This is a genomic window from Paenibacillus polysaccharolyticus, from assembly GCF_900102085.1.
Classification (GTDB): Bacteria; Bacillota; Bacilli; order Paenibacillales; family Paenibacillaceae; genus Paenibacillus; species Paenibacillus polysaccharolyticus.
The window spans coordinates 153,114-179,415 of record NZ_FMVM01000006.1; the positions used below are offsets into that span (position 1 = coordinate 153,114).

Here is a 26,302-nt window from a genome sequence, read left to right on the forward strand (position 1 = left end):
TCATTATCACCTCGGAACTATCGTAACCCTCCAAGGTTAAAGCCAGCGTACATCCAAGTTTAAGTTTAGTTTAAAAAGAAACCTCTTCTGCCTGCGTTCAAACTTCCCGATCAATCTCTTTGCCGCTGTATAGATAGGTACGGACACCCGCATCTGAGCTATCTACCCGCTTCCGCAAGCCCATCTCACGAATCAGCAGATCGACAATGGATAAGCCAAGTCCTGTGCCCTTCGTACCCGAATCCGGCTGAATTCCCGGTCCGCGATCCGCGATCACTACGGCAGTTCGACCCTGAATCTGCTCCGTGGAAATGCGAATATATTTTCCGCTTGCCGCATGACGAACTACATTTTGAAACAGATTATCCAGCACACGCCGCAGCCCTTGCGCATCTACATCCCAGATTAACGGAGTTTCAGGCAGGTCAATATCGATCTCAAACTCTTCCTTCTCCCACACCGGATACCAGGAAGCAGCAGCTTCCCTTATCATACGCAGTGCATCTTTCTGCTCCAGTTTTAAAGTATATCTTCCACTAGTCAGCAGATTATACGTGAGCAAATTGTCGATCAGTTCACCAAGATCCTGTATCTTGCCTTCCATCCGACTCAGTGCACGCACGCCTTGATCACTTAGGTTTTCTTTATTCAGTGCATGCATATGCCCGCGAATTACCGTAAGCGGTGTTCTCAGGTCATGGGATAACCCTGCCACAAGCCGTTTGCGAAGTTGCTCCTCTTCCCGCTCACGCTGAAGGCTATCCGTTAACTGATGTACCATCTGGTTAAAGGATTCCTCCAAATGTCCAATCTCATCCGATCTCTTAATGTCCACTGGAAGAGGTATCCCCTCCTTGCTCGGGGTAACCATAGCAGATTGCAAGTGAATCAGTCGCTTGCGAATTTTAGCAAAGAACAAAACGGACATCACAATAAAGATGACAAACACAATCAGCATCACTACCCCAAAATAGACAAATTCCAATAGCCCGTTATTGGTAAGGTTTTGAATGAGCTCACGAGGGACTTCAATCACCATAAACCCTTGTCCCTTATTCGCATTTCCTCCGCCAATAAAAGAAACCACGGTTAGAGGATCGCGATACAAGGCTTCTTTCATAAACTGAACCGTATCATTTGGTGTCCATATTGCCGGGATTCGGGTCTCTGATTTTTTTCCAGTTGCCAACGACCACTTCAGAATGACGTCTGAATCTAAAGACGCCGGCTCCCCTTCCGCGGTGACTGAAGGATGCAATGATTTAGACTTCAGTACCTCCGCCTCTTCACCGCCAAGCACTAACTTCGTTCTGCCTGCCGCATCTACACGATACATAGCCGATTTAGGGTATTTCTCCTGCAGTTCTTTCATCCGTTTATCTATGATTTGGTCAGAAGCCCCGTCCAGCTTTTTGGATTCAATAGCCCACAGTTCGGTAATTTGGTCAGCGTTTCCGTAAGGTGCTTCTTCACTAGAGCTTACGTTATTGATGACTACAATAAAAACCGTTGCCACCATCGGTACCACAACAGGTACAAACAGAAAAGCTGCCAGAATCAGTAGCATGTATCTGGACATCAGTGATCGCCCAAACTTTATTTTGGGACGGATAGGCTGTCCTGTTTCACTGCCTCTGTTCTGTTCAGACTTTCTTGCCTTCCGTTCTCTATACCATCTGATCATGGCTTCTTCACACGATAGCCAACACCGCGTACTGTCTGAATAATGACAGGATTGGCCGGATCAATCTCCAGCTTCTCGCGCAGATGCCGGATGTGCACCATCAACGTTTTGTCCCCATCGAGATAAGACTCGTTCCACACCGCTTCATAGATCTGCTCTTTGGTGCGAATCATGCCCATATGCCGAAGCAAATAAGCGAAGATGTGAAACTGTTTACCGGATAAAATAATCTCTTCCCCCGTCTGCTCATTCACGATCCGGTTATCCTGCTCATAAATCGACAGATGATCCAGCTTAAGTACCGCTTCACTTGAAGCTACTTTGCCTGCTTTCCGCAGTTGAACCTCAATCCGCGCTGCAAGCTCGTCCGGATGAAAAGGTTTGGTCACATAATCATCGGCAAAATCAAGTCCATGCAACTTGTCATCAATGGATGTTCTGGCCGAGAGCATAACGATGGGCACAGCAGGATATTCTTTTTTTAATCGCTGGCCTACCGTGAATCCGTCGAGCCCTGGCAACATGACATCCAGAATGATCAGGGAGCAGTCTGCCACAGCCTCGGTGGCCCCTTCACCGCTCCCAAGCCAGACGACCTCATATCCACGCTCCTCCAGATCTTCTCTCACCCATGTTGCAATTTCCGTATCATCCTCAATGTATAACAGTTTGTTTTTCATCTATGTACTCGTTTCCTTTCCGTTCCCTTTGGGTTAATGATATATCTGGGCGGCAATGCTTATCTTTATGATTTTTGGCTTTAAATTTTGAATGGGGCGAACCTCCCCGCGAGTTTAAATGCAAGCCTGGTTGCACAAGCTACAATGTCCGTTGCCTAGGCCTCAGTACATTCCATGTCGCTCGTTTAGAGCCTGCCCTCTCTTTTCATACCCTCATTATAACGCAATCTGCAGTCACGTAATATGAAGCTATATCTTTCAGCATTAATGTCTACATATCATCTGTATTACTGTACTACTAGTATATTTAATCTAATTTAAATGAATTGGTCTCTGCTTACTTCATTCATATCTGACAGGAGGAATTACATATGCTGCTTGAAGCCATCTTTCACCAACCAAAACGAAACTGGGCCTATGCCTATGATCAGGATACGATTCGTCTACGTCTGCGTGCCAAAAAGAATGATCTCACCGAGGTGTATGCCCTGACTGGAGATAAATACGCGTGGGAGGAAACAAGAGATATGGTTCCTCTGACCAAATTGACGTCAGACTCTATGTTTGACTACTACGAGGGGGAAGTGAGACCTCCGTATCATCGATTGAAGTATGCTTTTTTGCTCAAAAGTGGAGATGAACACATCTGGATGACCGAGACGGATTTCCAAGAGGAGGAGCCCGATGACCCAGGCCGCATGTTTCAGTTCCCATATCTTCATGCCGGAGCTGTGTTTACACCCCCAGCATGGGTGAAAGATGCTGTGTTTTATCAGATTTTCCCCGAGCGCTTTGCCAATGGCAACCCGGATATCAATCCCAAAGAGGTTGAACCTTGGGGCGGTGAACCTACACCCTTTAATTTCTTTGGCGGTGACTTGCAGGGTGTAATCGACCACCTTGATTACCTCAGTGAACTGGGCATTAATGCGATATATTTTACTCCGATTTTCGAAGCTACAACCAATCATAAATATGATACCGAAGACTATCTGCGCGTCGACCGCCATTTCGGTGATGCTGACACAGTGAAGCATCTGGTGAAGCTATGTCATGAACGCGGTATTCGTGTGCTGCTGGATGCCGTGTTTAATCATTCAGGCAAAACATTTGCTCCTTTTGTCGATGTACAAAAGCTTGGTGCCAAGTCCAAATACAAGGACTGGTTTCACGTACATGAATTCCCGCTGGACGTGAAGGATGGCATTCCAACCTATGAGACATTTGGCTTTGAACCTCATATGCCCAAGTTAAACACAGAGAATCCAGAAGTGAAGGCCTACTTGCTCGAAGTAGCGGAATATTGGATCAAGGAAGTTGGCACGGACGGCTGGCGTCTTGATGTAGCTGATGAAGTGGACGATGCTTTCTGGAGAGATTTCAGGCGGGTTGTTAAGGAAGCCAACCCCGATGCCTACATTCTGGGTGAGATATGGAATGAATCTTCTTCCTGGCTACAAGGGGACCAGTTCGATGCTGCCATGAACTATCCGTTCACCGCCGCCGTAAATCATTTCTTTGTGGAAGATAAGATGCACGCTGCAGAGTTCGCGAGTGCCCTTGGCCGGCAGTTATCCCGCTACCCACTTCAAGCGAACGAAGTGGCCTTTAACTTGCTCGACAGTCACGATACCCCGCGCCTGCTTACCTTGTGTGAGGGCGATCAACGCAAGATGAAGCTGGCTGCCTTGTTCCAGTTCAGTTATATGGGAGCCCCATGTATCTATTATGGTGACGAGATCGGGCTCGACGGAGAACATGATCCAGGTTGCCGCAAATGCATGGAGTGGGACGAAGCGAAGCAGGATCGGGAGCTACTTCACTTTTATCAAAAGCTGATTGCTCTGCGTCATGCTCATCCTGCACTGCGTGCAGCCGGAACCATTCGTTTCCTGCAAGCTCAGGAAGGCGGTAGCCAGCTTGTGATGGAGCGGCAAAGTGACGAGGAACGCATCCTCATTCTGTTCAACCGTTCTGAGGAAACCGCCATCGTTGAACTGGATGCAGGAGAGCAACCTTGGACGGAGCTGTTTGAGGGCAACCATCGCACCGCTCTGGAAGACGGTGTGCTTGCCATTGAACTGCCTGCTTACGGATATGCCGTGATGCGCACAGAAGTAAAGTAGATGCCTTTTGGAAAGAACAATAAATGACTGCCTTCTCCAATTCCGATTGGTTGACTGCTATCTTGGCGGTTTAGGCAAACTGGACAAACAAGCGTCTCGCATAACCTGAGAAAACCAGGTTCGCGGACGCTTGTTTGTTATGAAGTAATAACGACTAACATGCTCTAATTACTACTTGCTATTCTGCCTCTGAGCCTGTTGTTGATGTTTCGGATGACTCATCCGGCAAACGCTTGGCCTTTGGCTTCGCCAGCTTCTCCATCATCTTGCGGCCTGTAGGTGTCTGAGCGAGCCCGCCTTGCGCTGTCTCGCGGTGACGGCTTGGCATTGCACTGCCTACCTCCAACATCACGTCAATGACTTCGTCAGACGGAATGGCACTGCGTACACCAGCGAGTGCCATATCTGCGGCAGCCAGTGCAGTAACGGCACCGAGTCCGTTGCGCACGATGCATGGAATCTCTACAAGGCCAGCAACCGGATCGCAGATGAGGCCGAGTGTATTTTTCAAAGCCAATCCTACAGCATGCACTACCTGCTCCGGCGTCCCTCCGCGAAGCTCCACCATCGCACCGGCAGCCATGCCAATCGCTGATCCTACTTCCGCCTGACAGCCGCCCTCGGCCCCTGAGATAAATGAATTGTTGGCGATCACGTAACCAATAGCACCGGCGCAGAACAATCCATTTACCAGATGTTCATCCGTCCAGCCAAAACGTTCCTGCGAGCTGATAAACACACCCGGAATGATGCCACAAGAGCCCGCTGTTGGCGTAGCCACGATCCGTCCCATGGAGGCATTCACTTCCGATACGCAAAGTGCATAGGCCATGGCAAGGGCAGAAGCATCACCTGAGCATGTTTCGCCTTGGCGAATATATTCGGCCATCTTTTTCCCGTCCCCACCCGTCAGTCCGCTACGTGAGGTGGTATCTTCTGTAAGTCCTTTACGTACCGCTTCTTTCATCACCTGGTAGTACTCCGACATTTGCTTTACGACTTCTGTTTCGGGTGTGTTGGTCTCCTGCACCTGCTCTTCAATCATCAACTGTGCAATCGTTTTGGACTCCGCAGTGCAGATGGTGTTCAATTCATGCAGATGTTTAAACCGCATCCGGATCAACCCCTCTCTTCAGATCAATCACACGAATGTCCAGCATATGATCCAATGAACGCAGCTTGTTCAACGTGTCTTCACTTGGCGGTGCATCCATCTCCATTGCTGTAAGTGCCTCACCATCACGAGCCTTTCGATCCACTTGCATATAACCGATATTCACTCCGGATGAGCTAATGGTTGAGGTCACGGATGCCAGAACTCCCGCTTTATCGGCATGACGCAAAACAAGTGTCGGAAACTCTCCACTGATCTGTACGCGAAAATCATTTAATGCATGCACAGATACACTGCCGCCACCGATGGAAGCGCCTATTAAAGAGCATGCCCGTTCGCCGTGCCACAATTCAATCTTGACCGTGTTAGGATGGGGAGCTGGCAGACCGCTGGTGTAAAATTCAACCTCCATGCCTGCTTCATCTGCATATTGCTCTGCATCCGGTATACGTGGATCATCTGTAACGTAACCCAGCAAACCACCAATGAGTGCCAGATCTGTCCCATGTCCCTGATAGGTATCCGCAAATGATCCATATAATGTAAGCCTTGCACGTTCCGGTGTGCATCCCAGCCACTGACGCGCAATTCGTCCCAATCTTGCCGCACCGGCTGTATGTGAACTGGATGGCCCCGTCATCGACGGGCCAATGATTGAAAAAACATCTTTAAATCGCACCTTGTAACCCTCCAATTGGTTTTGTCATCGACATCTGGACAAGAATCACCACAATGTTCCTGATTTACTGAATGATGACATTAAAAAAGGACAGAAGAAGGCCGTTAGCCCTCTCTCTGTCCTTGATACCTGAGAGTTTCATGATTATAACGTCAGGAAGAACAAGGTCAAGTACACTCAAGTACTCATCCGTTCAACGATCTGACAATCATATACCCCTTGGGTGGCGCTTCTTCCGCGCACTCTCCAGAGTTGCGTCCAACGACGGTACTTTTACCTGAGAGATTAACGGTTATGCCGGGTGCATAACTGCTTGCTCCTTCGGTGCCTAAGCCATCTGTACAGTACAGTTCTGAATCTAAATTGCATCAATCATGCCTACTTGTACTGTGCTCGATTATCCTGCCCAGGTCTCTCCCGCTCGTTATCATTCGCTATATTCTGTTATTTCCTTAATGAAAGTTCACCATTCTGCCATGCATTCAATCATATACAGCGTAATATGCCATACTCTATATGTCAATAAAAGTGACGTATTCTCAAAGCACATCATTTCTTTATAGAATATGCTCATTTCGTTCATATGGTTCAAGGCTTGTTCGATCTTTTCTATATAAGTTGAACTAAAAATTTCACACTGTCCTCTCCGTTAATGTGTAAAAGAAAAGTTCAACTTATATAGCACCGAATAACGAAGACCGCCCTCACTCCATGACAGGTACGAATCATAGACACATATGAACCTGCCAATGTACTTGTGACATATATTTATAGGCAACATTCCAGTTCGATCCTGCAATTGTAGCGATTTGTGTACTCGTAAACAACTCATAAAAAATGTTCTAATATAAAAACACATAAAAAGCATGACCTGTGAACACCCTCGTTCAAAGATCATGCTGTTATGCTTCGTGTTTCTCTAAATATATAAATCTATGCTACACCCTTGACTCTTATTAACCAAAACGCCCCATAATATATTCCTGCGTCAAGCGGTTGTCCGGGTTAGTAAAAATGTGCTCCGTCTCACCGTGCTCAACCATACTGCCCAGATAAAAATAAGCGGTATAATCCGAGATACGAGCCGCCTGCTGCATGTTATGGGTAACGATAACGATGCGTAGCTCCTGCTTCAGCTCCGAGATCAATTCCTCCACTTTACCCGTAGATACAGGGTCAAGCGCAGATGCAGGCTCGTCAAGCAATAGGATCTGCGGGTCTACAGACAGCGCGCGCGCGATACAGAGACGCTGTTGCTGTCCACCTGAAAGTGCCAAGGCTGACTCATGTAGTCTGTCTTTCACTTCATCCCAGAGGGCAGCACGGCGCAAGCTTTTTTCCACAATTTCGTCCAGCGCCTTCTTACTCTTCGTACCGCGGTAGCGAGGGCCAAATGCGATATTGTTGTAGATAGACTTGTGAAAAGGGTTTGGCTTCTGCCACACCATGCCGATTTTCTGACGAAGTTTGATTACATCCGTCCCCGGTTCGTTAAGGTCATTGCCGTCCATCCAGATATGCCCTTCCGTGCGTGACCCGGCAATCTCATCATTCATTCGATTTAACGAACGAAGGAATGTGGATTTCCCGCAACCGGACGGCCCAATCAGGGCCGTTACACTCGCTTCGGGGAAAGTCAGGCTGATCTGCTTCACGGCCTGAAAATGCCCATAATATATGCTTAACTGTTCCGTACCAAAAGGTATGGCCATGTGGATTTCCTCCTTATTTCGAAGCTGTCATACGGCGGTACACAACCCGGCCGATCCAGCGCGCGCTCAGATTGAATGCCAGTACCAGAATGACCAGTACGGCAGAAGCCCCTGCTGCAACTTCTTTGGAATCTGGTCCGATGCCTTCACTGTTGACTTTCCAGATGTGTACAGCTAGTGTCTCCGCAGGACGAAGCGGATTGATCGGTGATCTTGGACTTGTTGGATTCCAGTCCGTAAAGTCCAGCGGTGGACTACTCATACCTGCAGTGAACATCAGGGCTGCAGCTTCACCGAAGATCCGACCGGATGCCAGAATCGTACCCGTAATCAAGCTTGGCAGTGCCACAGGCAACAGGATGGACGTAATGATCTTCCATTTGGACAAACCAAGGGCAAGTCCTGCTTCCTTCTGCTCTTTGGGAACGGCCCTGAAAGCTTGCTCTGTCGTCCGTACCATAAGTGGCAAGTTGAAAATCGCCAGTGCCATCGCACCCGATAAGAGTGAGAAGCCCAGGCCAAACGTATTTACGATCAGCAAAAGTCCGAACAAACCGATCACGATCGATGGGAAAGATGACAATACTTCGACAACCAGTCGAATGAAACTTGTAATCCGACCCGGTTTGGCATATTCCGCCATATAAATACCTCCGCCCCAGCCGAGCGGGATGGTAATAATCAGCGTTAGTACAAGCAAAAAGATAGAGTTAAAGAGTTGCGGTCCAATACCGCCGCCACCTTTGAGCAATTGCGGTGCACTCGTCAGGAAGTGCCAGTTGATCTGACCGATCCCCCGGAACAGAATAAATCCGAGTAAACCGAGCAAAAGTACAACAATGAATAAAGCCAGAATCACGATGACTACTGTTGCAATTTTATCCGCTGTTTTTGGCTTCATTCTCATACCCGGTTCCTCCTTTCAAGCAGGCGAACCAGAATGACGAAGACAAAGGTCATTACCAGCAGGACAAGCGCCATGCTCCACAATGCATTGTTATGAACAGAACCCATCGTGGTGTTACCCATACTCAGGGTGATTACACTTGTTAATGTTGAAGCGGATTCGAGCAGGGATGTCGGTACATGCGGCGCATTACCGATGACCATCTGTACAGCCAATGCTTCACCAAATGCGCGAGCCATACCGAGGACAATACCTGTCAGCAATGCAGGTAGTACCGTCGGAATGATTACCCGATAAATCGTTTGCCAGCGTGTTGCGCCAAGCGCATAAGAAGATTCACGCAAACCCTTCGGCAAAGCAGACAACGCATCTGCCATGATACTCGTAACTGTAGGCAGGATCATGACGGACAACACCAGACATCCGGCTGCAATCCCAATGCCGGGTCCTCCGAAGATACTGCGTAACATCGGAACAATTACGCTTAGACCGATAAATCCGTATACAACGGATGGAATACCGGAAAGCAATTCAATCGCGGGCTGCAAAATCTTTTTACCTTTACCCGGTACAATCTCGGTCATAAAGAGTGCTGCACATAGGCTAAGCGGACTCGCGATCAATGCTGCAAGCAAGGTGGTTGTAAAGGAACCCGTGATAAACGGTAATGCACCATAAACGCCAGGCTCACCTGTAGGATTCCACGTTTTTCCGAAAATGAACTCACGCAGGCTGACGCCATCCTGGAAAAAGGTTGATAACCCTTTGGATGCGACAAAATATACGATGGAAAACATGACAACGATCAGGAAAACGACACATATCGACGTGTAGATCCGTCCCGTCCACTCTTCCCAGTAATGTTTCTCTCTCAAGGGCCGGCGTGGTTTCAGTTTATTGTTCATTACCGTTCCCCCTTCGGTCTGTTCCATAACAACCATCCTTCTATAGTAGAATTAGTGCAAAATATGGGATAATTCCTGAGCAAACCGCGCAAAGAGGCAGGACCTGGGTCCGCCTCTTTCGCTGTATGCGCAAGTTCAAAGAATGTTACTGAGTCACATTACCTGCTGCATCGCGTTTTACTTTCATGCCGGATACCGGAATGTAGCCCAGTTCCTTAACGTCATTTTGTTGAATTTCATCGCTGAGCATGTAGTCGAGGAATGCTTTTGTTGCTGCATCCGGCTCACCTTTTGTATACATGTGCTGGTAAGCCCATACTGGATACGTTCCTGCTTCTACGTTCTCAACTGTAGCTTCAACACCGCCGTATTTCAGAACTTGCAATTTGTCATCCAGGTAAGACAGAGCCAGGTAACCAATTGCTCCTGGAGTCTCAGATACCAGTTTCTTAACTGTACCGGAAGAATCTTCTTGGATTGAACCTTGAATATCTTCTACTTTCGTTCCCAGCGCGAAGTTTTCGAAAGTTGCACGTGTACCGGAGCTACTTGGACGGTTAACGATAACGATCGCTTGATCTTTACCACCAACATCTTTCCAGTTCGTGATTTTACCGGAGAAAATATCTACCAGTTGTTCTTTTGTCAGATCCGTTACACCTGCATCTTTGTTGCTTACTGGTGCAATTGCCACAACTGCTACTTGGTGGTCAACCAGTTCTTTAGCTTTTGCTTCGTCTTTCAGCTTCTCTTCAGCAAATACGTCAGAGTTACCGATCGTAGCTTGTCCGTCAGATACTTGAGTCAGACCTGTACCACTACCGCCGCCTTGCACTTGTACCGTCACGTTCTTATATTGATCAACTGCCATAAATTTTTGTCCAGCTTGCTCTACCAGAGGCTGCAGTGCTGTTGATCCAACAGCGAGAATGTTACCGCTGAGTTCAGCAGCAGTATTATCTCCTGATCCATTACTTGCGGTACCATTTGTAGTACCTGCGTCGTTTTTCGCTCCGCATGCTGCAAGCACCAGTACGAACGTTAAGGTCATCAAAATAAACGGCAACTTTTTAAACATTTTTTGTTTTCCTCCCCCAATGTAGTGATGGCGTTTTGTGAATTTGTGTGATCACCATCAACTCTTTAATCATTGTAGTTTCGTTATGTCATCTGAAAATCAATGTTTTGTAAACGCAATGTTAAAAATATAGGCTAGGGATAAAATACGAAACATACGAAATATATTTTGCGCGCTGGTGGCCGCTTCGGGAACGGACGTTGTTTCAATCGCTGTTATCTCCGGATATATTGATTAATATTCTAGAGGAGTATATCCGGGGATAAAGGCGAACGCTCCGCTTTTCCACAATCGTTCCGTTCCCTCCGCTACGTCAGCGCTCATCTGTTTCTAAAACATTTATATTCCTAGCTAAGGCTGAGGGCAGTAAAAGAACCACTCCGTGCTGGGCGTTCCGGTTACGAAAATCATTCTTCCGATCGCTGTTGTCTCCAAATCGTTATGGATTTCATTTTTCATATGTAAACATTCGGAGACAAAGGCGAGTTTATGTAAGAGAGGAACGGACACGGTATTTATGATTGCAAACGAAAAAAGGCCTTCTCAACAGATGTGGTTAACACATCCGTTAAGAATAGCCTTTTTAAATCATAACTATTTTAAACTCACTGCTTATTTTTATCCCAAGATCCACAGCCATAATGCTAAACCGGCCAATGTAATCAACAACGTTGGAATGGTTAGAATAATGCCTGCTTTGAAATAATATCCCCATGTAATCTTAACACCCTTACGGGACAATACATGCAGCCATAACAAAGTTGCAAGTGACCCAATCGGCGTCATCTTTGGACCTAGATCCGAGCCAATGACATTGGCATAGATCATAGCTTCCTTAACAATACCCTCAGTGTGTGCACCTTGAATGGCGAGCAGATTAATTAATACCGTTGGTAAATTGTTCATCACGGATGATAATACCGCAGCGGTCAGGCCCATACCTAGCGATGCTGCCAACAGACCATAATCCGCTATAGCATCAAGCCAGCTACTCAGATGATCCGTTAATCCAGCATTACGTAGACCATAAACAACAATGTACATCCCTACCGAGAAGACAACAATAGACCAAGGTGCTTCCTTAATCACCCTTTTCAAATCTACCGCTTCGCTCTTGCGTGCAAGTATACCGAAAAGCAGGGCTACCGCACCTACAATAACGGAGACGGGAATCGGCAGAAATTCACTGGAAGCGTAAGCTACCAATAACAGCCCCAGCATAAACCATGCAATCTTGAACACACGTGGATCACGGATGGCTTCCTTGGGGTCACGAGCGGCCGTGACATCATACGTCTGCGGGATGCTTTTACGATAAAACAAAAACAACATCGCCGTACTCGCTGCAATAGAGAACAGATTAGGCACAAACATACGTACCGCATACTCTACAAATGTAATGCCAAAGAAATCGGCAGAAACAATATTTACCAAATTGCTGACCACGAGTGGCAATGAGGTCGTATCCGCGATGAAACCACTTGCCATGACAAATGCCAGCACCATGCGCTCATCAAACTTTAAAGCACGAACCATTGCCAGAACAATCGGTGTCAGAATCAATGCAGCGCCATCATTGGCAAACAAGGCAGACACCGCGGCCCCTAGTAAAATAGAATAAAGGAATAATTTACGTCCGTTACCTCCGGCCAGTCGGGCCATATGAAGGGCAGCCCACTCGAAGAATCCAGTCTCGTCCAAAATCAATGAAATCATAATAATGCCAACAAAGGCCAGCGTAGCATTCCACACAATCGAGGCCACATCCGAAGCATCATTGAAACTAACTACTCCTGCTGCCAGGGCAAGGATTGCCCCTCCCGAAGCGCTCCAGCCAATGCCGATGCCACGAGGCTGCCAGATCACCATCGTAATGGTCAAAACAAATATTAATATTGCTACATATACCATAGTTCCTCCTGCTGTCCTGTACAATTGCCCGTAAGAACCAGACGATATATTTATACAGGGACGCAAGAGGAATGTCTATATTTATTTTTTGCTATTATTTTTTGCTATTATCTTTTGCGGGATCATCCATCATTTTGAACATACCCAGCAATCCTTGTAACTGTTCAGCCATACTATTCAAATGTGCAGAAGACGAAGCAATTTCCTCAACAGAAGCCAGTTGTTCTTGCGATGAAGCCGATACAGATTCGGTACTCGCCGCAGATTCCTGAGTGACGTTCGAGATATCCGTCATCGTCTGAGCCACATGAGAGGCACCATTCTCCAATTGTTTCGTCGTTTCGGATAGTTCGTCCAGCGTATGAACAGCATCTTCCACTGCTTCACGAATTTGAGAGAAGGATTTTCCAGAAGTATTTACAGCCTGTATCCCCTCACCGACACGGCTTTGGGCAGCATTCATCGCTGTTAGGGCAGAGTCCATGTCCTGACGAATATTATGCACAAGTTCACCAATCTGAGCCGCGGAACTACCCGATTCTTCAGCCAGCTTGCGTACCTCTCCAGCTACAACTGCAAATCCACGTCCTGCATCTCCTGCTCGTGCTGCTTCAATAGATGCATTCAGTGCAAGGAGGTTAGTCTGTTTCGAGATAGATGCAATGACATCAACCATACTACCGATCTCAACTGAACGGGCGTTAAGGGACTGCACAACATCTCCTAACTGTTCTACCGTTTCCTGGATGATATTCATCTGTTCAACAGCCTCTCCCGCTGCTTCATTCCCTGAAGATGCTGCCCCGGATGTATTTCGCATCGCTGTAGTTATGGATTGTACACGCTGTGACATCTGACGAACATCTTCTGCCATGCGACTCATCTGTCCAGAACCATCCTTCACACTATTCACTTGTTGCTCTGCACCCTCGGCCAGTTCTTGGATCGCCATCGTTGAATGTTCGATGGCTTTGGTTGTTTGGTCTGCACTCGCAGACAACTCTTGTGAAGAAGCGGATACTTGTTCTGCCGTTTCCTGCACACCCAGAATCATCATGCGTAAGTTATCCACCATGCGTTCAAAGTACTTCGCGAGTTCACCCACTTCATCTTTACGTTTACTATCCATCTTCACGGTGAGGTCGCCTTTACTTACAGCTCTTGCATTTTCCTGCAACCGTTTAATCGGACTCACTAACGAACGAGTGAACCAGATAATAAAGATAAGGGCCAGGAACACAGAAGCCAAAAGCACGATGAGTGTAGCGAGCCTTATTTCTTTGCTTGCATCGGTGACTTCGCTTTTGAACATCGTACCTGCAATTTTCCAGCCAGTTGCTTCATTGGTAGAGAAAATCATGGTTTTGGAGCGGCCTTCGTAATCATAGTCAAACTGACCTTCCTTGCCATCATACATTTGATCCAACACGCCGCTCTTTTCCTGTGTACCTACTTCTTGCACAGGAGAAACAACAACATGTTTATCTTTATCCAGAATAATAACGTACCCTTCTTGACCAACCTTAATCGCAGCCTGATCCCGTAGATCGGTCAAATCAAGTGACAAGCCAATTACAGCGGATTGATCCTTAAGCGTTTTGGAGATAAAAACAACCGCTACGCCATCTGTATTTTTGGTGACAGGCGAAACAGCAACCGTACCCGGCTTATCCATCGCGAGCTTATACCACTCACGCTCTCTCGGATCATAAGCTTCTCCCCGCTGGCTACTCTCTGTTGGCTTGCCGCGAACCATGACTCCTTCTGTCGACCCTACAAAAATATTTAAAGCATCCGGATGCAGTCCCAGATACTGAGCAAGCTTGGTTTGAAGCTCCGTGCTATCATCTTCTCCTTTGATCAAGGACGGGTCGAGTGAATCCGAGAAGAAATTAATGTCAAAAATTTTGTTATTAACCTGACTTTCGACAATCTTATTAGCCGTACTTACGCTCTGAAGGGCACTGTCGTTCAATTGTGCTTGTACTGTATCTTCCGCGATATACAAAGACACCAAGCCAATTGCCAAACTTGGTACCAAAAGAACAACCAAAAACGAAACGAGCATTTTATTGCGGATATTCCAGACAAAAGCTTTCTTTTTACTTTTCTTTTTGTTCTTAGTCTCTTTCAATCGGTTCTCCCCCTCATATTATGAAGCCATTCTCCCAGCTATGTATGAACTTCTATTGGTCTATACTATATATCGGCTAATGACGGAGTTTTTTTGAATAAAAACAAAGTTCAAAACAAACAAGTCACTTCAAGGGGAAAGTGACTTGTGCTGTAGTGTTAATGTTGAAAATTAGTGTTTAGTCCAAATGTGAACGGCAGTTATCTCGCTTCTCTGTACGATGGATCTGAATATGGACCATCGGGAGGTTGTGCTGCGGGTTTACCAAAATAATATCCTTGTGCAAGTTCAATTCCAACCGATCGGCAGAAATCAAACTCCTCCATTCTTTCGATCCCCTCGGCAAGCACTTTGCCTCCAAATCGATTGGATAACTGAACAATGTTTCTGATCTTCTGTTGCTTCACTTCATCCTGATCACAATAGTCAATCAGGCTGCGATCAATTTTCACAAAATCCGGCTCTAAGCGGTTCATTAGTTCGATCGTCGAAAATCCAGCGCCTACATCATCCAATGCTACGGACATACCGCGAGAGCGATAAACTTCAAAAATATGTTGCAATGTAGACAGTTGCTGGATCTGTTCCGTTTCCACGACTTCAAAAACGAAATCTTTCGGATCGAGCGAGAGACGTTCTATCGCCTCAAATGTATGTGTCAGGCAATATTCGGGGTTATAAATAGAGGAAGGCAGGAAATTAACAAAACGTTTCACACCGCGAGGCAGATATTTGGCGCTTGTCTCAATGGCCTTAATACGGGCAGTACGATCCAGAAACGAATGCAGTCCCGTTTCGCGAGCTACTTCAAACAATTCATAGGAACTAAATGCTCTCCCATGTTCAGCCGGACGAAGCAAAAACTCATATCCGATAATGCACTGTGAGGCATCTACAATCGGTTGCATATAACTGGTAAACTGGCGTTCTAAAATAGTTGAGACGATATCCGCATATTTGATTCTGGCATGTTGCATGGATAGACTAATCCAATCACCCTCAAAACCATCGGTGAATGGTTCCGTTACAGACTTTAAATGAACGGCTAGCGAAATCGACAACGTCTTCTCCATATCTATAATCTCTTCCATCCGATCCTGTAACTCCTGTACGTCTGAAAAATGGAACCAAAGCATCTCTTCTGAATAATCAACATGCCTTCCCTTGGTTTGCAGCGCTTCCAGCAAAGCAGGGGAGACGGGACGCAGGTACAACGTACCTTGGCCCTCTATCGGATAGATTGGACTGCAGCCACTGCAATTCATGTAGAACCCCCTTGCCAGTTTATCAAGCTACATCATTAATGTTACCAAGTTTTATACCCAAAGTTTGTAAATAGTATATCATGGGTCCAACAATTAATCTCTAATGTTTTAATGACTTCCTGTATGACGTATACAGAAACATTTGTATTCCTTCTTACCACAAAAAAGACCAGCAGTCTGATGACTGCCAGTCTCTCGTCTATACCCTTTATTAGACTCTATGAAGCAGGAATGACAATTTTTTGTCCAACTTTCAGGTTATACACATTGGTGATTTTGTTTGTTTTGGCAAGAACACGCCAGTCTACACCATGTTTTAAACCGATGCGGTACAGGTTGTCCCCTTTTTGCACCACATATACGACTTTATGGTTCGTAGCTGGTTTCTCCGGCTGTGGTTTTGGTGCTGGTACAGGTTTTGGTGCCGGCGCTGGTGTTGGTTCGGGTTTCGGTGTCGGAGCCGGGCTTGGTTCAGGTTTTGGTGTTGTTGCTGCCTCACCTGTCAGTTTCAATCCGTACTCTGCGAACCCATCTTTATTGGTACCAATAAAGGACATAGCCGGATTCGCTTCCACAAGATCTTTAGCATCCGGGGAAGAAGCAAATACCACCTCAAGGTCATTCAGCGCTGCCGCAGTTACACCAGCAGAAGGTTTAATTGGTGCCAGTGACCAGTTGCCATCTGCTGTCGGGTTAATTGTTTTGTTTTCACGGATATAGTCGATAATCACTTGACGGTTCTCATCCGGTGCAGCCAGAACGATACGTTTACCGTCCGGGTTAGCCAATTTGGATGAAGACGCACGATAGTTATTCGTTGCTACGATGAATTTTTGTGCTGGATCTACCGGCTTGCCTTCGAAGCTCAAGTTTTTGATCCGGCTGGCCGATGCATTAACCACTGTCGCTTTACTATCGTACTTAGCTGGTTGTGTAACATCAATCTGGTAGGTTACACCATCGATAACATCAAAGTTATACGTTGGGAAATCCATATTAATTAATTGTTGCTGACCGCCTTTAGCCGGATCAATCTGGTTAAATTGGCCTGCTGACCATTCTAACCACTCTTTCAATTCGGCACCATTCACCATGACAGCGTGTACCGTGTTTGGATATACATAAAGGTCTGCCACGTTTTTGATGGCAATTGTACCTTTAGGAATGTTCGTGTAATACGAAGCACCAGAACGTCCACCTGCTTTGAAAGGTGCACCCGCAGACAGGACTGGGACATTCTCATAGTCAGTGCCTTGCAGTTTCTTTTCCACGTACCATTTCTGTGCATTCGTTACGATCTGAATGGATGGGTCATCCTGCACCAGAGCGAAGAAGCTGTTGATCGGTGCTGTCGTTTCGCCAACGGGACCACGTACATATTCCAGTGTGCCTTCGTGCTCGTCATGGACAGCATCAACGATTGCCTGATCCGCATCTACCAGCGGTTTTTTGTTCGCTGTATCGTAGATTGGACGTGCTTCTGTTTTGGAATCAACCACTTTCCATTTACCGTCCACTTGCTCCAGGTCCAGATCAATGATTCCGAGGTGATCACCCCAGAAGCCAGGCTCAACAGCAGGAACACCATTGATTGTACCCTTCTCCAGATCGACTCCTTTTTTACCTTTAAAGTCTGCACTAGGGAATACTTTGTGGGCATGTCCAAACAGAATGGCATTAATGCCTTCCACTTGGCTCAGGTACAGCACGGAGTTCTCCATCAGGTCGGTTTGCGGAATATCCTCGAATCCCGAGTGAGGGATCGCTACGATAATGTCCGCACCTTCGGCTTTCATTTTTGGAACAAATTTTTTCGCAGTAGCGATGATATCCTTGGCAATAACCTTACCTTCAAGGTTAGCACTGTCCCATTGCATGATTTGCGGCGGCACAAAGCCGATCACACCTACTTTAATGGTATGCTCCTTACCATTTTCATCCGTTACTTTTTTGTCCAAAATTTTATAAGGAGTGAAGTAGTTTTTGTCATTTGTCTCATCTTTGTCACCATCGTCTACATAAACATTGGCATTGATGTAAGGGAAGTTTGCCCCCTCCAGCGTCATGTCAAGGAAATCGAGACCATAGTTGAATTCATGGTTACCGATGTTGCCTGCATCATAATCGAGCAGATTCATCGCCTTATATACAGGGTGAGTTTCACCCTTTTTCAGAGGATCAATCTTCGCAACATAGTCTCCCATCGGGTTACCCTGGATCAAGTCACCGTTGTCGAACAACAAGCTGTTCTTCGCTTCCTCACGGGCTTTCTTGATCAGCGTAGCCGTTTTGGCCAGTCCATATTGATCCGTCGCTTTGTCTGAATAATAGTCATAGTTGATCAGGTTGTCATGAATGTCCGTTGTTTCCATGATCCGCAATTTGACTTTGGCCGCATCGGCAGCCGATACAGGTACTGGAAATACCGCAAGCACGTTAAATGCAACGAAAGCGGCAGTCAGGCTTGATAACAACTTCTTACTTTTCTTCAAAAATAACCCCTCCCGGTTTATGTACATTAAATCATGCAATACCGCAAACACAGGCACAGAAAATAATAGATTTCATGGGTTGTGCGTACTGATGATCCAATGAGCACTCATCGGCGTCTTCAGGTAAGGTTATCTCACATGAACATCTATTCATATCTGTGCGTGTATTTACATATCAAATCATAACGTAATGTTAAAACAATGAAAAGCATTAATTTTTACGTTATCCGCACATAACTAGTCCATTTTACGTTTTCATGCGTGATTTCGACATATTTTGCAGTGAATAAGGAAAGGGTTAGGGTATAATTACTCAAAATCACGTATATTACATCGATGTCACATCAACTGCATATCTTGCTGTTTTGGGATAAAATTAAAAACCGCGAAGCCTTAGAAAAGGCATTCACGGTTGAACATTCTCTATATTTTCGTCGTCTGACAACGAGTATTCGCCAAAATCATTTGGTAATTGGCTTTACCTTGAAGCTACGCCTGAATTTATTGCTCCCACACATGATGCTCATGGTCTTTGCCTGTATATTCTATGCGAGCTGGGGTAATATCCAAGATTACATAGTTGGGATCATTAGGTCCATCGAACCATGCCTTCAACTCATCATTCCACACTTGCTCACGCAAGGATTCATTTTTAGTGACCTCACAAGTGCCCTCGATCTCCACCACTTCCTTGGTGCCTCCGGCTTCGTAACCAAGCAGAAGACTAACATTCGGATTGTTCTCCAGTTCCTCTACTTTGTGCGTCTGACGGTTGGTTGCCAGATGAATATTCAGCCCATCATTGAAAATAGCCATATAACGGGATTTCGGCTTGCCATTCTCTACGGTGGAGAAACTGCAATACGGGTTATTTTCCAAAGCCTTCACAATGTTTTGTTCCAATTCGTTCTGGTTCATGGGAGTTGCTCCTTTCGGGATGGGGGAGTGTTTGAAAGCTTGGCTTTGATCTAGCTACCAACATAGTTATGCAGTGTAACCGTTACAGTGACGAATCGTTCTTTCGATCGCTGTTATCCCCGGATTTATTATTGAATATGGTTTAATGGTAAATAATCCGGTGATAAAGGCGAGCGCTTCGCTTCTTCAGAATCGACTTCGTCCCTTTCACTACTTCTGCAGTTCTTTCATTGGTAGAAGCAGTTTCAAAGCCCAAAAGCTTTGAACTATTCTTTTAAGATTAATTGTATACAATCTATGTCTCTAACAGTCGACACAGATTCCTAATGACACAATGTACAGATGTATATTTAAGCACGATTCCTTTAACATACGCCTGTACTTATAGTGTACCCCCCTCACCTATGATGAATCCCTGAACCAGAACATATGCATGACAATTTTGAGAATGTTAACTTAATTAAGGTCTCCAAGGTAAATGCGTTGCTCTCCCTTTTTCAACAGCAATTCACCGATGGTTTTGGGATACAGACGGATGTTGTGCAGTTCCTCAAGTGCAACCCACTCTACAGCAACCTGATGATCATCCGGGTTAGAGCCTTCAAAGACTGAAGCTTTTGGATCAACCAGACTGCACTCGAAATAAAACTCCACCTGATGGATATCTGCATCCCACTCAGCAAACTCATGATTGGCACCGATGTATTCCCGGATATGTAATAGCTTGCCTACCTGCACCGCCTGTCCAATCTCCTCCAGACACTCCCGTGCTACCGCATCTTTCAGTTCTTCGCCCTTCTCCTGTCCACCGCCTGGAAAAACATAGGCATCACCATACTGATCTTGTAGACGAATCAGTAACAAACTTCCGTCCTGAACAATGACCGCTTTGGCCGAATTCCGTATCGGTTTCATGGTATACAACTCCTCTATTTTCCATCTTTATCTCGCTTCATAAGCGGTCAGTGCAACACCCTCCGCTTCCAGCATGCGACGAATCTCTTGAGCAAACGTAAGGGCATGTGTGCCGTCACCATGGATGCAAACTGTATCTGCTGTAATGGGAACTAAGGTTCCATCCGTAGATACGACCACTCCGTCTTTAACCATGCGAATCACCTGAGCCAGTGCTTCTTCAGATCGTTCTATGAGAGCACCTTCGTGACTGCGAGGCGTTAATCTGCCATCAGAGGTATACGTCCGATCTGCAAATACTTCATTCACGCCGCGAACACCGATTCGCTGAGCTGCCCTGATCAGCTCACTGCCTGCCAAACCATATAAATAAAGCTCAGGTTGCACCCTATATACCGCTTCGGCAATAGCCTCAGCGAGCTTCGAATTGGTTGCCGCCATATTATAAAGTGCTCCATGTGGTTTTACATGATGCAGACGCCCTCCGCTGGCACGGACAAAAGCATCGAGTGCCCCAATCTGATACACCACCATGTCGTAGGCTTCCCGTGGTGTAATCTCCATATTTCGTCTTCCGAATCCTTGCAAATCAGGCAACCCGGGATGTGCGCCGATGGCTACCTGATGCACGATTGCCCGTTCTACCGTCAGCCGCATGACGGAGGGATCACCCGCATGGAATCCACAGGCAATATTAGCCGATGTGATCAATGGCATCATGGCTTCATCGGAATTCATCATCGTCTGATAAGCACCATAACTTTCACCAAGATCACAATTGATATCCAGTGTATATGAAACGCTCATGATATCACCTCCATTTCGGCCATTTTCCTGCGAATCAACTGATCCAGCAATCTTAAGTTCCGCTCACGTTCTATATAGAGATCACGTGCTTCTTCATGCGTAATCTCTGCAAAAGAAACGCGACTTCCGGGCCTGGCCTGAGCCAGAATGGGCAAATCAACCGCAGCTACCTGTGCAATCACAGGATATCCTCCAATGGTCTGGTGATCCGCCATCAATACGATAGGCTGCCCATCCGCAGGTACCTGCACCGTGCCAAAGGTGACCGCCTCAGATAAACGATGCAATGGCCGATCCAGCTCCAGCCGTAACCCCTGCATCCGGTATCCCATACGATCAGATTGGGGAGAGATGAGGTAATCTTCGGTATAAAATCGATCCAGGCTCTCTGCGCTAAATTCCGCACAGTCTTGACCTTGCATCACTCGAACGACAGCTTTACCGTAATAGTTGGGTCTCTCCCGCTCTGATAATAGCCATGCCGGAGCGACCATGCATTTGTTATCGCCTAATTGTTCTTCCATAAAACGCATCCATTGTCGAACCTGTTCTTGGATGCTCCCCGTATCCAGTACATCTGCCGCACGCAGAGCCCTTCCATGAAAACCACCAAACCCGGTCTTAACATCCGTACTATGGCTACCCATCACTTCTGGTACATCGATCCCGCCAGCAAACGCCAAATATGCACGCAGGCCATGCCGGCATGCGCCAAACTTCAATACACTGCCAGCCCGCAACAGCACGGGACGCCACAAAGGTACAGGCTGCCTATCTACCGTGGCACTGAGATCTGCACCACATAGCGAAACAAGTTGATTGGTTTGTACTTGCAGTTCCGGCCCGGACATCGTGATTTCAAGTACTGCATCGTGCCGAGAGTTACCGACAAGTATATTGGCTGCTCGGGCCGCGAACATGTCCATAGAACCGCCCACCGGCACGCCATAACGGCGATATCCGAATCTGCCTTCATCTTGAACGGTTGTTAACAAGCCAGGACGAATGATCTGTATACTCATCCCTTCCCCTCCCTCCGCTCCAGTTCCAAGTATTCCTGCATTGTGATAGGTTGGAAACGAACAAAGTCCCCTGCTTCAAGAAGACTTGGAGGATTCGTTTCAGGACGGAAAAGACGGATAGGTGTCCGTCCAATACACTGCCACCCACCTGGTGTCGTTATCGGATAGATCCCTGTCTGAGAACCACCTATGCCGACCGTCCCCACCTCTACTTGAAGCCTCGGCGTTGCCCTCCTTGGCGTGGCTATTTGTTCAGGCAGTCCTCCTAAATATGGGAAGCCGGGGGCAAATCCAATCATATGTACGAGGTAATCAACCGATGAATGGATCGCTATGACTTCCTCTATTGTCAGCCCATGTTCGTTAGCCACATGTTCCAGATCCGGCCCGAACTCTCCGCCGTAACATACCGGAATAGTCACGATCCTAGGAGGATTCCCCATCCCAATCGACTTCAAATCTTTAGATTCGTCATTGAGTTGACGCAAATGTTGTAGCAGAAGCTTACATGTGTCCTCATAAGACGATATCCAAGGATCGTAAAACAATGTGACAGACAAATAAGAAGGCACCCACTCCACCGCAGCTGTCACAGATCCCTTTTCCAAAAGAGCACATACTGACATCACTCTCTGATGTACCACCTCAGACAGCGACTCGCCGCAGCGAATTACAATTCCACGCTCTCCGAGTGGAGATAACCTGTCCTCTGTCCAGTTATAGGAGATTGTGTCCATGGCTTTACCTCACTCCAGATGCGCACTGCAATTGTACAATTCACACTGCCATGCCTGATCCTGATGCACCATTCGTGTAATCGATGTGTTCCCCAGCTTTACGCTGATATCCAGTTCCGGTACCAGAGCCCGCAATGTATTACGAAGCACAGCCCCGTGACTCACCACGATGACTCGTCCATTCGGATGCTGCCGAAGGATATCTTCTAACGCCGCTTTCCCTCGGGAAGCACCTGTGTCCGGGTGCTCTTTTCCTAGATCGAGCAAACTCCAATCTGCTCCCCATTTCGCGACACGTTCCTCTTCTGTTGTGCCCTCCACCTGACCTCCGCCCATTTCACGTAATCTCGGGTCGAGATGAATCTCCTGAATACCAAGCCGATCTGCGATAACACGAGCCGTTTCACTTGCCCGCTCCAAGTCACTGGCGTAGATGGCATCCCAGGATTCCTCCGCCAGCCTCGCCGCTAACAAAGCTGCCTGTTCTCTGCCCTCCTGATCAAGCGGGTTGTCTGTCTGTCCCTGCGAACGTTTTTCTTTATTCCATGCCGTACTGCCGTGACGTATCAACGCAATTTGTGTCATCGTTTGTAATCCCTCTTTTCTCTAAAACTCATTCAAGCTCGCCCTCTGTAAAATGTTTTCTGGTCTTTGGTTTCAAAAACTTGCCTTCGTTATAAGTATTTGACCCGTTTCTGGGGATAGAAAGACTATCCCACGACGTTTCTTTTAACATTTTGGCCGTGTGCACAATCTGCCCCACATGGTACGGATAATGCGCCAACTGCCGCATAATCGCCTCCATAATGGTATGGCCCTCATTCCGAATATATATGATCTGAGACATGTGATCCGGAGTAAACGAACGCAGTGCTCCCAGCAGACAGTCCCAGCCCTCTTCCCACTTGGCAAGCAACTCTTCCCTCGTATGAAAATCACCCACGAATTCGGCATCACGCTCACGCCATGGTTTCTCACCATCCGTTGTTAGCACATCCGTCCAGCGGGATCGCATATTGCCCCACAAATGCTTTACGATGACTGCAATGCTGTTGGTGTCTTCGTTCCATGTCTGGAACAACTGCTCCGTCTCCAATTGCTCCATTGCGCGTTCACCAAGCTGCTTGTAGTAGAGGAACTGTTTCTCCGCTGTTTCCAAAAAAGCCTGATTCATATCCATCCGTCTTACCCCCATTTCAGAAAGTTATGCCGGGAAAGAAAACGTGCCGTCTGCATTCGGTTCAAAGTTCAGGACCTTACTTACCGCATCCAGATTCAACTCTCCATAGATGTGTGGAAATAACTCGTTTAATTCATATAGATCCTCATAGACCAGCTCTGCCTTCAACGTTCTCTCTTCAATCCCGAGCAGCAGCAGATCGGTACGTCCTGCATAATACTGTCCAGCTACCCACGGAATCTGTTCCGCAGTGGAACAATGAATAAAGCCGTCCGTTTCTAAGCTCTCTGGTGCATATGTGTCTCCTTTGGACACTTCCTCCCATACGGAACGGGAAATAATGCTATAGATCATAGTTTTTTCCTCCTTGGTCGCTGTAAGACAGCTCATGTTAATCTAATATTATAGATCATCCCGGATGCGGGCGTACATTTTCTGATCGGTAAACACACCTTTAATTTTCAACTGCTTGCGTAACACCCCTTCTTGCACCATGCCCAGCTTTTCCATCACACGCGCAGAGCCGATGTTGCCCGCATTACATTTTCCTTCCAGCCGGTTACAGTCCAGTTGATCAAAGCAATAATCAACGATAGGTTGCATAGCTTCCGCGGCAAACCCCTTGCCCCAATAGGCGCTACCAATGGCGTACCCCAGTTCCCCGCTCTGCATGAATTCATCCAGATGGAAAATGCCACCTCTTCCAATCAGCGTTCCCGTTTCTTTCAGCACAAAAGCCCAGAGATATACCGTTTTTTGCTCATAGTTTCGCAGCACTCGCTCCAGATAACCGATGGAGTCATCCTTGCTTTGATGGCACTGCCACAAGCTTTGCTCACTAACTTTCGGGTCAGATGCAAATGTATAATATTCATCGAGGTCATCCATCGTAAGACGTCTGAGGTACAACCGTTCGGTTTCAAACTCAGGGGATGCTGCAAAAAGTTTATCGATATTCATTCAGCGTACCTCCTATTTATGAATTGACTCTATAAACGTATAAATCTAGTCAAGATAAAACGGTCTATAAAATAAACACATAAAATGCCGATTAGGTATCGGATTAAATCAATGACTAGAAATCCACGACCCAATATCAGAGCTCCCAACAACGTCGAACGCAGATCGTTCAGCCAAGGTACCTGAATCATTTGAGAGAATTCAACGCCCCAACTGAATATAACACTGATCCAGACTGCTCTCGCACGGCTCAAGTGAATGAATACCATACGTACGCCAAAATATATCATGCCTGCCCATAGTGCATCTCCAAAATGTTCATGAACCCAGTTCGGCAAAACCGCTCCATATGTTCTGGAAGCTAGTCCCGCTGCCATCGTGATGATCACAGCGATGAAGTAGACCCATCTATTTTTAATGGACAGCCCGTTCTGATGCTTCACAGCCGTCCATCCAGAACCTTTAAGATGAATTCGGTTTTGGCAGCGGTATACGATTCTCTGTCGTCTTTATTCTCATCTGCAAGCTTGATTTTCAGTTCGGCGTAGGCCTTCACCAAATCCGGCCGAGATCTCATTGCATTCCGAAACCGGATCTGTCGCTCCCAACGTTCCTCATCTGGACGCATGAGATGCAGATGCACAGCTCGTTTCCCATCTTTAACTTTGACCCAGAATCGTCTGTATTCCCGGCCATCCAGTTCGGGCGGAACGTAGTTCCAGCCTACAGGGTTCAACTGCTCGGCAATGCGTTCCATGTCATCCCAGGACTGCACCTCCCCCATCAGATCAATAATTGGCTTGGCAGATAAACCAGGAATAGACGTACTTCCAATATGTTCAAATGTATGTATATCCAGGTGCTTCAAAAGTTCTCTTAACTGCTTAATTTCAAGCTCAGCCTGCGCACTCCAAGCGGGGTTAGCTTCTACAACTTCTACAGGTTCCGTGGCCCATGCAGGCCAATTCTCCGGGTTCATCTGATCGGTCATTTCCATAATCACTCCTCGAAGCTCGATTCTATGTTCAAAAAAGGAGACGCATAAGTACGCCTCCCTCATAGTATACATGGATTCA

At 46.7% G+C, this 26,302-nt stretch carries 24 protein-coding genes and 2 riboswitches; of the genes, 1 reads left to right on the forward strand and 23 read right to left on the reverse strand.

The features are described 5' to 3' along the window. Positions 1-97: 97 nt before the first annotated feature. Entirely contained in the window at positions 98-1,684 is a 1,587-nt protein-coding gene (locus tag BLQ13_RS10050; protein WP_090918729.1) for a sensor histidine kinase, read from the reverse strand. After that, the gene (locus BLQ13_RS10055; RefSeq protein ID WP_090918731.1) at positions 1,681-2,364 is read right to left on the reverse strand and encodes a response regulator transcription factor; all 684 of its coding nucleotides are present in this window, start codon (positions 2,362-2,364) and stop codon (positions 1,681-1,683) included. The genes BLQ13_RS10050 and BLQ13_RS10055 overlap by 4 nt, the downstream gene beginning before the upstream one ends. A gap of 371 nt (positions 2,365-2,735) precedes the next feature. On the opposite strand from BLQ13_RS10055, the gene BLQ13_RS10060 reads away from it, so the two are divergent. Continuing rightward, positions 2,736-4,490: an alpha-glycosidase gene (locus BLQ13_RS10060; RefSeq protein ID WP_090918734.1), complete on the forward strand. Its 1,755-nt coding sequence runs from the start codon at positions 2,736-2,738 to the stop codon at positions 4,488-4,490. Positions 4,491-4,668: 178 nt separating this feature from the next. On the opposite strand, the gene sdaAA is transcribed toward BLQ13_RS10060, so the two are convergent. The 21 genes from sdaAA to BLQ13_RS10165 form a co-directional block, all read right to left on the reverse strand. Beyond that, positions 4,669-5,604 carry an L-serine ammonia-lyase, iron-sulfur-dependent, subunit alpha gene (gene sdaAA / locus BLQ13_RS10065; protein WP_090918736.1) on the reverse strand — a complete coding sequence of 312 codons (936 nt, stop codon included), beginning with the start codon at positions 5,602-5,604 and terminating at the stop codon, positions 4,669-4,671. Further along, the gene (gene sdaAB / locus BLQ13_RS10070; RefSeq protein ID WP_090918738.1) at positions 5,594-6,283 is read right to left on the reverse strand and encodes an L-serine ammonia-lyase, iron-sulfur-dependent subunit beta; all 690 of its coding nucleotides are present in this window, start codon (positions 6,281-6,283) and stop codon (positions 5,594-5,596) included. Before sdaAB ends, sdaAA begins: the two co-directional genes overlap by 11 nt. A gap of 114 nt (positions 6,284-6,397) precedes the next feature. Beyond that, positions 6,398-6,535: riboswitch (glycine riboswitch) on the reverse strand. A 4-nt stretch (positions 6,536-6,539) separates the two neighbouring features. Then, a riboswitch (glycine riboswitch) is annotated at positions 6,540-6,713 on the reverse strand. Between the two features lie 526 nt (positions 6,714-7,239). Further along, positions 7,240-7,995 (reverse strand): phosphate ABC transporter ATP-binding protein PstB, encoded by a 756-nt coding sequence (gene pstB / locus BLQ13_RS10075; RefSeq protein ID WP_090918740.1) that lies wholly within the window; start codon positions 7,993-7,995, stop codon positions 7,240-7,242. Positions 7,996-8,008: 13 nt separating this feature from the next. After that, the gene (gene pstA / locus BLQ13_RS10080; protein ID WP_090919024.1) at positions 8,009-8,896 is read right to left on the reverse strand and encodes a phosphate ABC transporter permease PstA; all 888 of its coding nucleotides are present in this window, start codon (positions 8,894-8,896) and stop codon (positions 8,009-8,011) included. A gap of 2 nt (positions 8,897-8,898) precedes the next feature. Further along, complete coding sequence (gene pstC / locus BLQ13_RS10085) at positions 8,899-9,807, reverse strand: phosphate ABC transporter permease subunit PstC (RefSeq protein ID WP_090919026.1); 909 nt, start codon at positions 9,805-9,807, stop codon at positions 8,899-8,901. 145 nt (positions 9,808-9,952) lie between these two features. After that, positions 9,953-10,885, reverse strand: coding sequence for a phosphate ABC transporter substrate-binding protein (locus BLQ13_RS10090; protein WP_090918742.1), 933 nt, complete (start codon positions 10,883-10,885; stop codon positions 9,953-9,955). A 618-nt stretch (positions 10,886-11,503) separates the two neighbouring features. Then, complete coding sequence (locus BLQ13_RS10095; RefSeq protein ID WP_090918744.1) at positions 11,504-12,796, reverse strand: arsenic transporter; 1,293 nt, start codon at positions 12,794-12,796, stop codon at positions 11,504-11,506. Between the two features lie 94 nt (positions 12,797-12,890). Then, positions 12,891-14,930, reverse strand: a complete 2,040-nt coding sequence (locus BLQ13_RS10100; RefSeq protein ID WP_090918746.1) for a methyl-accepting chemotaxis protein — start codon at positions 14,928-14,930, stop codon at positions 12,891-12,893. A 200-nt stretch (positions 14,931-15,130) separates the two neighbouring features. Continuing rightward, positions 15,131-16,195, reverse strand: a complete 1,065-nt coding sequence (locus tag BLQ13_RS10105; RefSeq protein WP_090918748.1) for an EAL domain-containing protein — start codon at positions 16,193-16,195, stop codon at positions 15,131-15,133. Between the two features lie 218 nt (positions 16,196-16,413). Next, complete coding sequence (locus tag BLQ13_RS10110) at positions 16,414-18,687, reverse strand: bifunctional 2',3'-cyclic-nucleotide 2'-phosphodiesterase/3'-nucleotidase (protein ID WP_090918750.1); 2,274 nt, start codon at positions 18,685-18,687, stop codon at positions 16,414-16,416. Positions 18,688-19,188: 501 nt separating this feature from the next. Next, a complete protein-coding gene (locus BLQ13_RS10115; RefSeq protein WP_090918752.1) occupies positions 19,189-19,605 on the reverse strand; it encodes a pyridoxamine 5'-phosphate oxidase family protein in 417 nt (138 codons plus the stop codon). A gap of 456 nt (positions 19,606-20,061) precedes the next feature. Further along, positions 20,062-20,520: an NUDIX domain-containing protein gene (locus BLQ13_RS10120; RefSeq protein ID WP_090918754.1), complete on the reverse strand. Its 459-nt coding sequence runs from the start codon at positions 20,518-20,520 to the stop codon at positions 20,062-20,064. 27 nt (positions 20,521-20,547) lie between these two features. Beyond that, complete coding sequence (locus BLQ13_RS10125) at positions 20,548-21,327, reverse strand: LamB/YcsF family protein (protein ID WP_090918756.1); 780 nt, start codon at positions 21,325-21,327, stop codon at positions 20,548-20,550. Next, positions 21,324-22,349 carry a 5-oxoprolinase subunit C family protein gene (locus tag BLQ13_RS10130; RefSeq protein WP_090918758.1) on the reverse strand — a complete coding sequence of 342 codons (1,026 nt, stop codon included), beginning with the start codon at positions 22,347-22,349 and terminating at the stop codon, positions 21,324-21,326. Before BLQ13_RS10130 ends, BLQ13_RS10125 begins: the two co-directional genes overlap by 4 nt. Continuing rightward, complete coding sequence (gene pxpB / locus BLQ13_RS10135) at positions 22,346-23,086, reverse strand: 5-oxoprolinase subunit PxpB (protein WP_090918760.1); 741 nt, start codon at positions 23,084-23,086, stop codon at positions 22,346-22,348. The genes BLQ13_RS10130 and pxpB overlap by 4 nt, the downstream gene beginning before the upstream one ends. 9 nt (positions 23,087-23,095) lie before the next feature. Next, positions 23,096-23,671 carry a histidine phosphatase family protein gene (locus tag BLQ13_RS10140; protein WP_090918761.1) on the reverse strand — a complete coding sequence of 192 codons (576 nt, stop codon included), beginning with the start codon at positions 23,669-23,671 and terminating at the stop codon, positions 23,096-23,098. A 28-nt stretch (positions 23,672-23,699) separates the two neighbouring features. After that, positions 23,700-24,266 carry a DUF1572 family protein gene (locus BLQ13_RS10145; protein ID WP_090918763.1) on the reverse strand — a complete coding sequence of 189 codons (567 nt, stop codon included), beginning with the start codon at positions 24,264-24,266 and terminating at the stop codon, positions 23,700-23,702. A gap of 24 nt (positions 24,267-24,290) precedes the next feature. Beyond that, the gene (locus tag BLQ13_RS10150; RefSeq protein ID WP_090918766.1) at positions 24,291-24,620 is read right to left on the reverse strand and encodes a DUF952 domain-containing protein; all 330 of its coding nucleotides are present in this window, start codon (positions 24,618-24,620) and stop codon (positions 24,291-24,293) included. A 48-nt stretch (positions 24,621-24,668) separates the two neighbouring features. After that, a complete protein-coding gene (locus tag BLQ13_RS10155) occupies positions 24,669-25,226 on the reverse strand; it encodes a GNAT family N-acetyltransferase (protein WP_090918768.1) in 558 nt (185 codons plus the stop codon). Between the two features lie 29 nt (positions 25,227-25,255). Next, entirely contained in the window at positions 25,256-25,669 is a 414-nt protein-coding gene (locus tag BLQ13_RS10160) for a ribosomal maturation YjgA family protein (protein ID WP_244159274.1), read from the reverse strand. Further along, positions 25,666-26,217 (reverse strand): GrpB family protein, encoded by a 552-nt coding sequence (locus tag BLQ13_RS10165; protein WP_090918770.1) that lies wholly within the window; start codon positions 26,215-26,217, stop codon positions 25,666-25,668. Before BLQ13_RS10165 ends, BLQ13_RS10160 begins: the two co-directional genes overlap by 4 nt. Between the last annotated feature and the right edge of the window lie 85 nt (positions 26,218-26,302).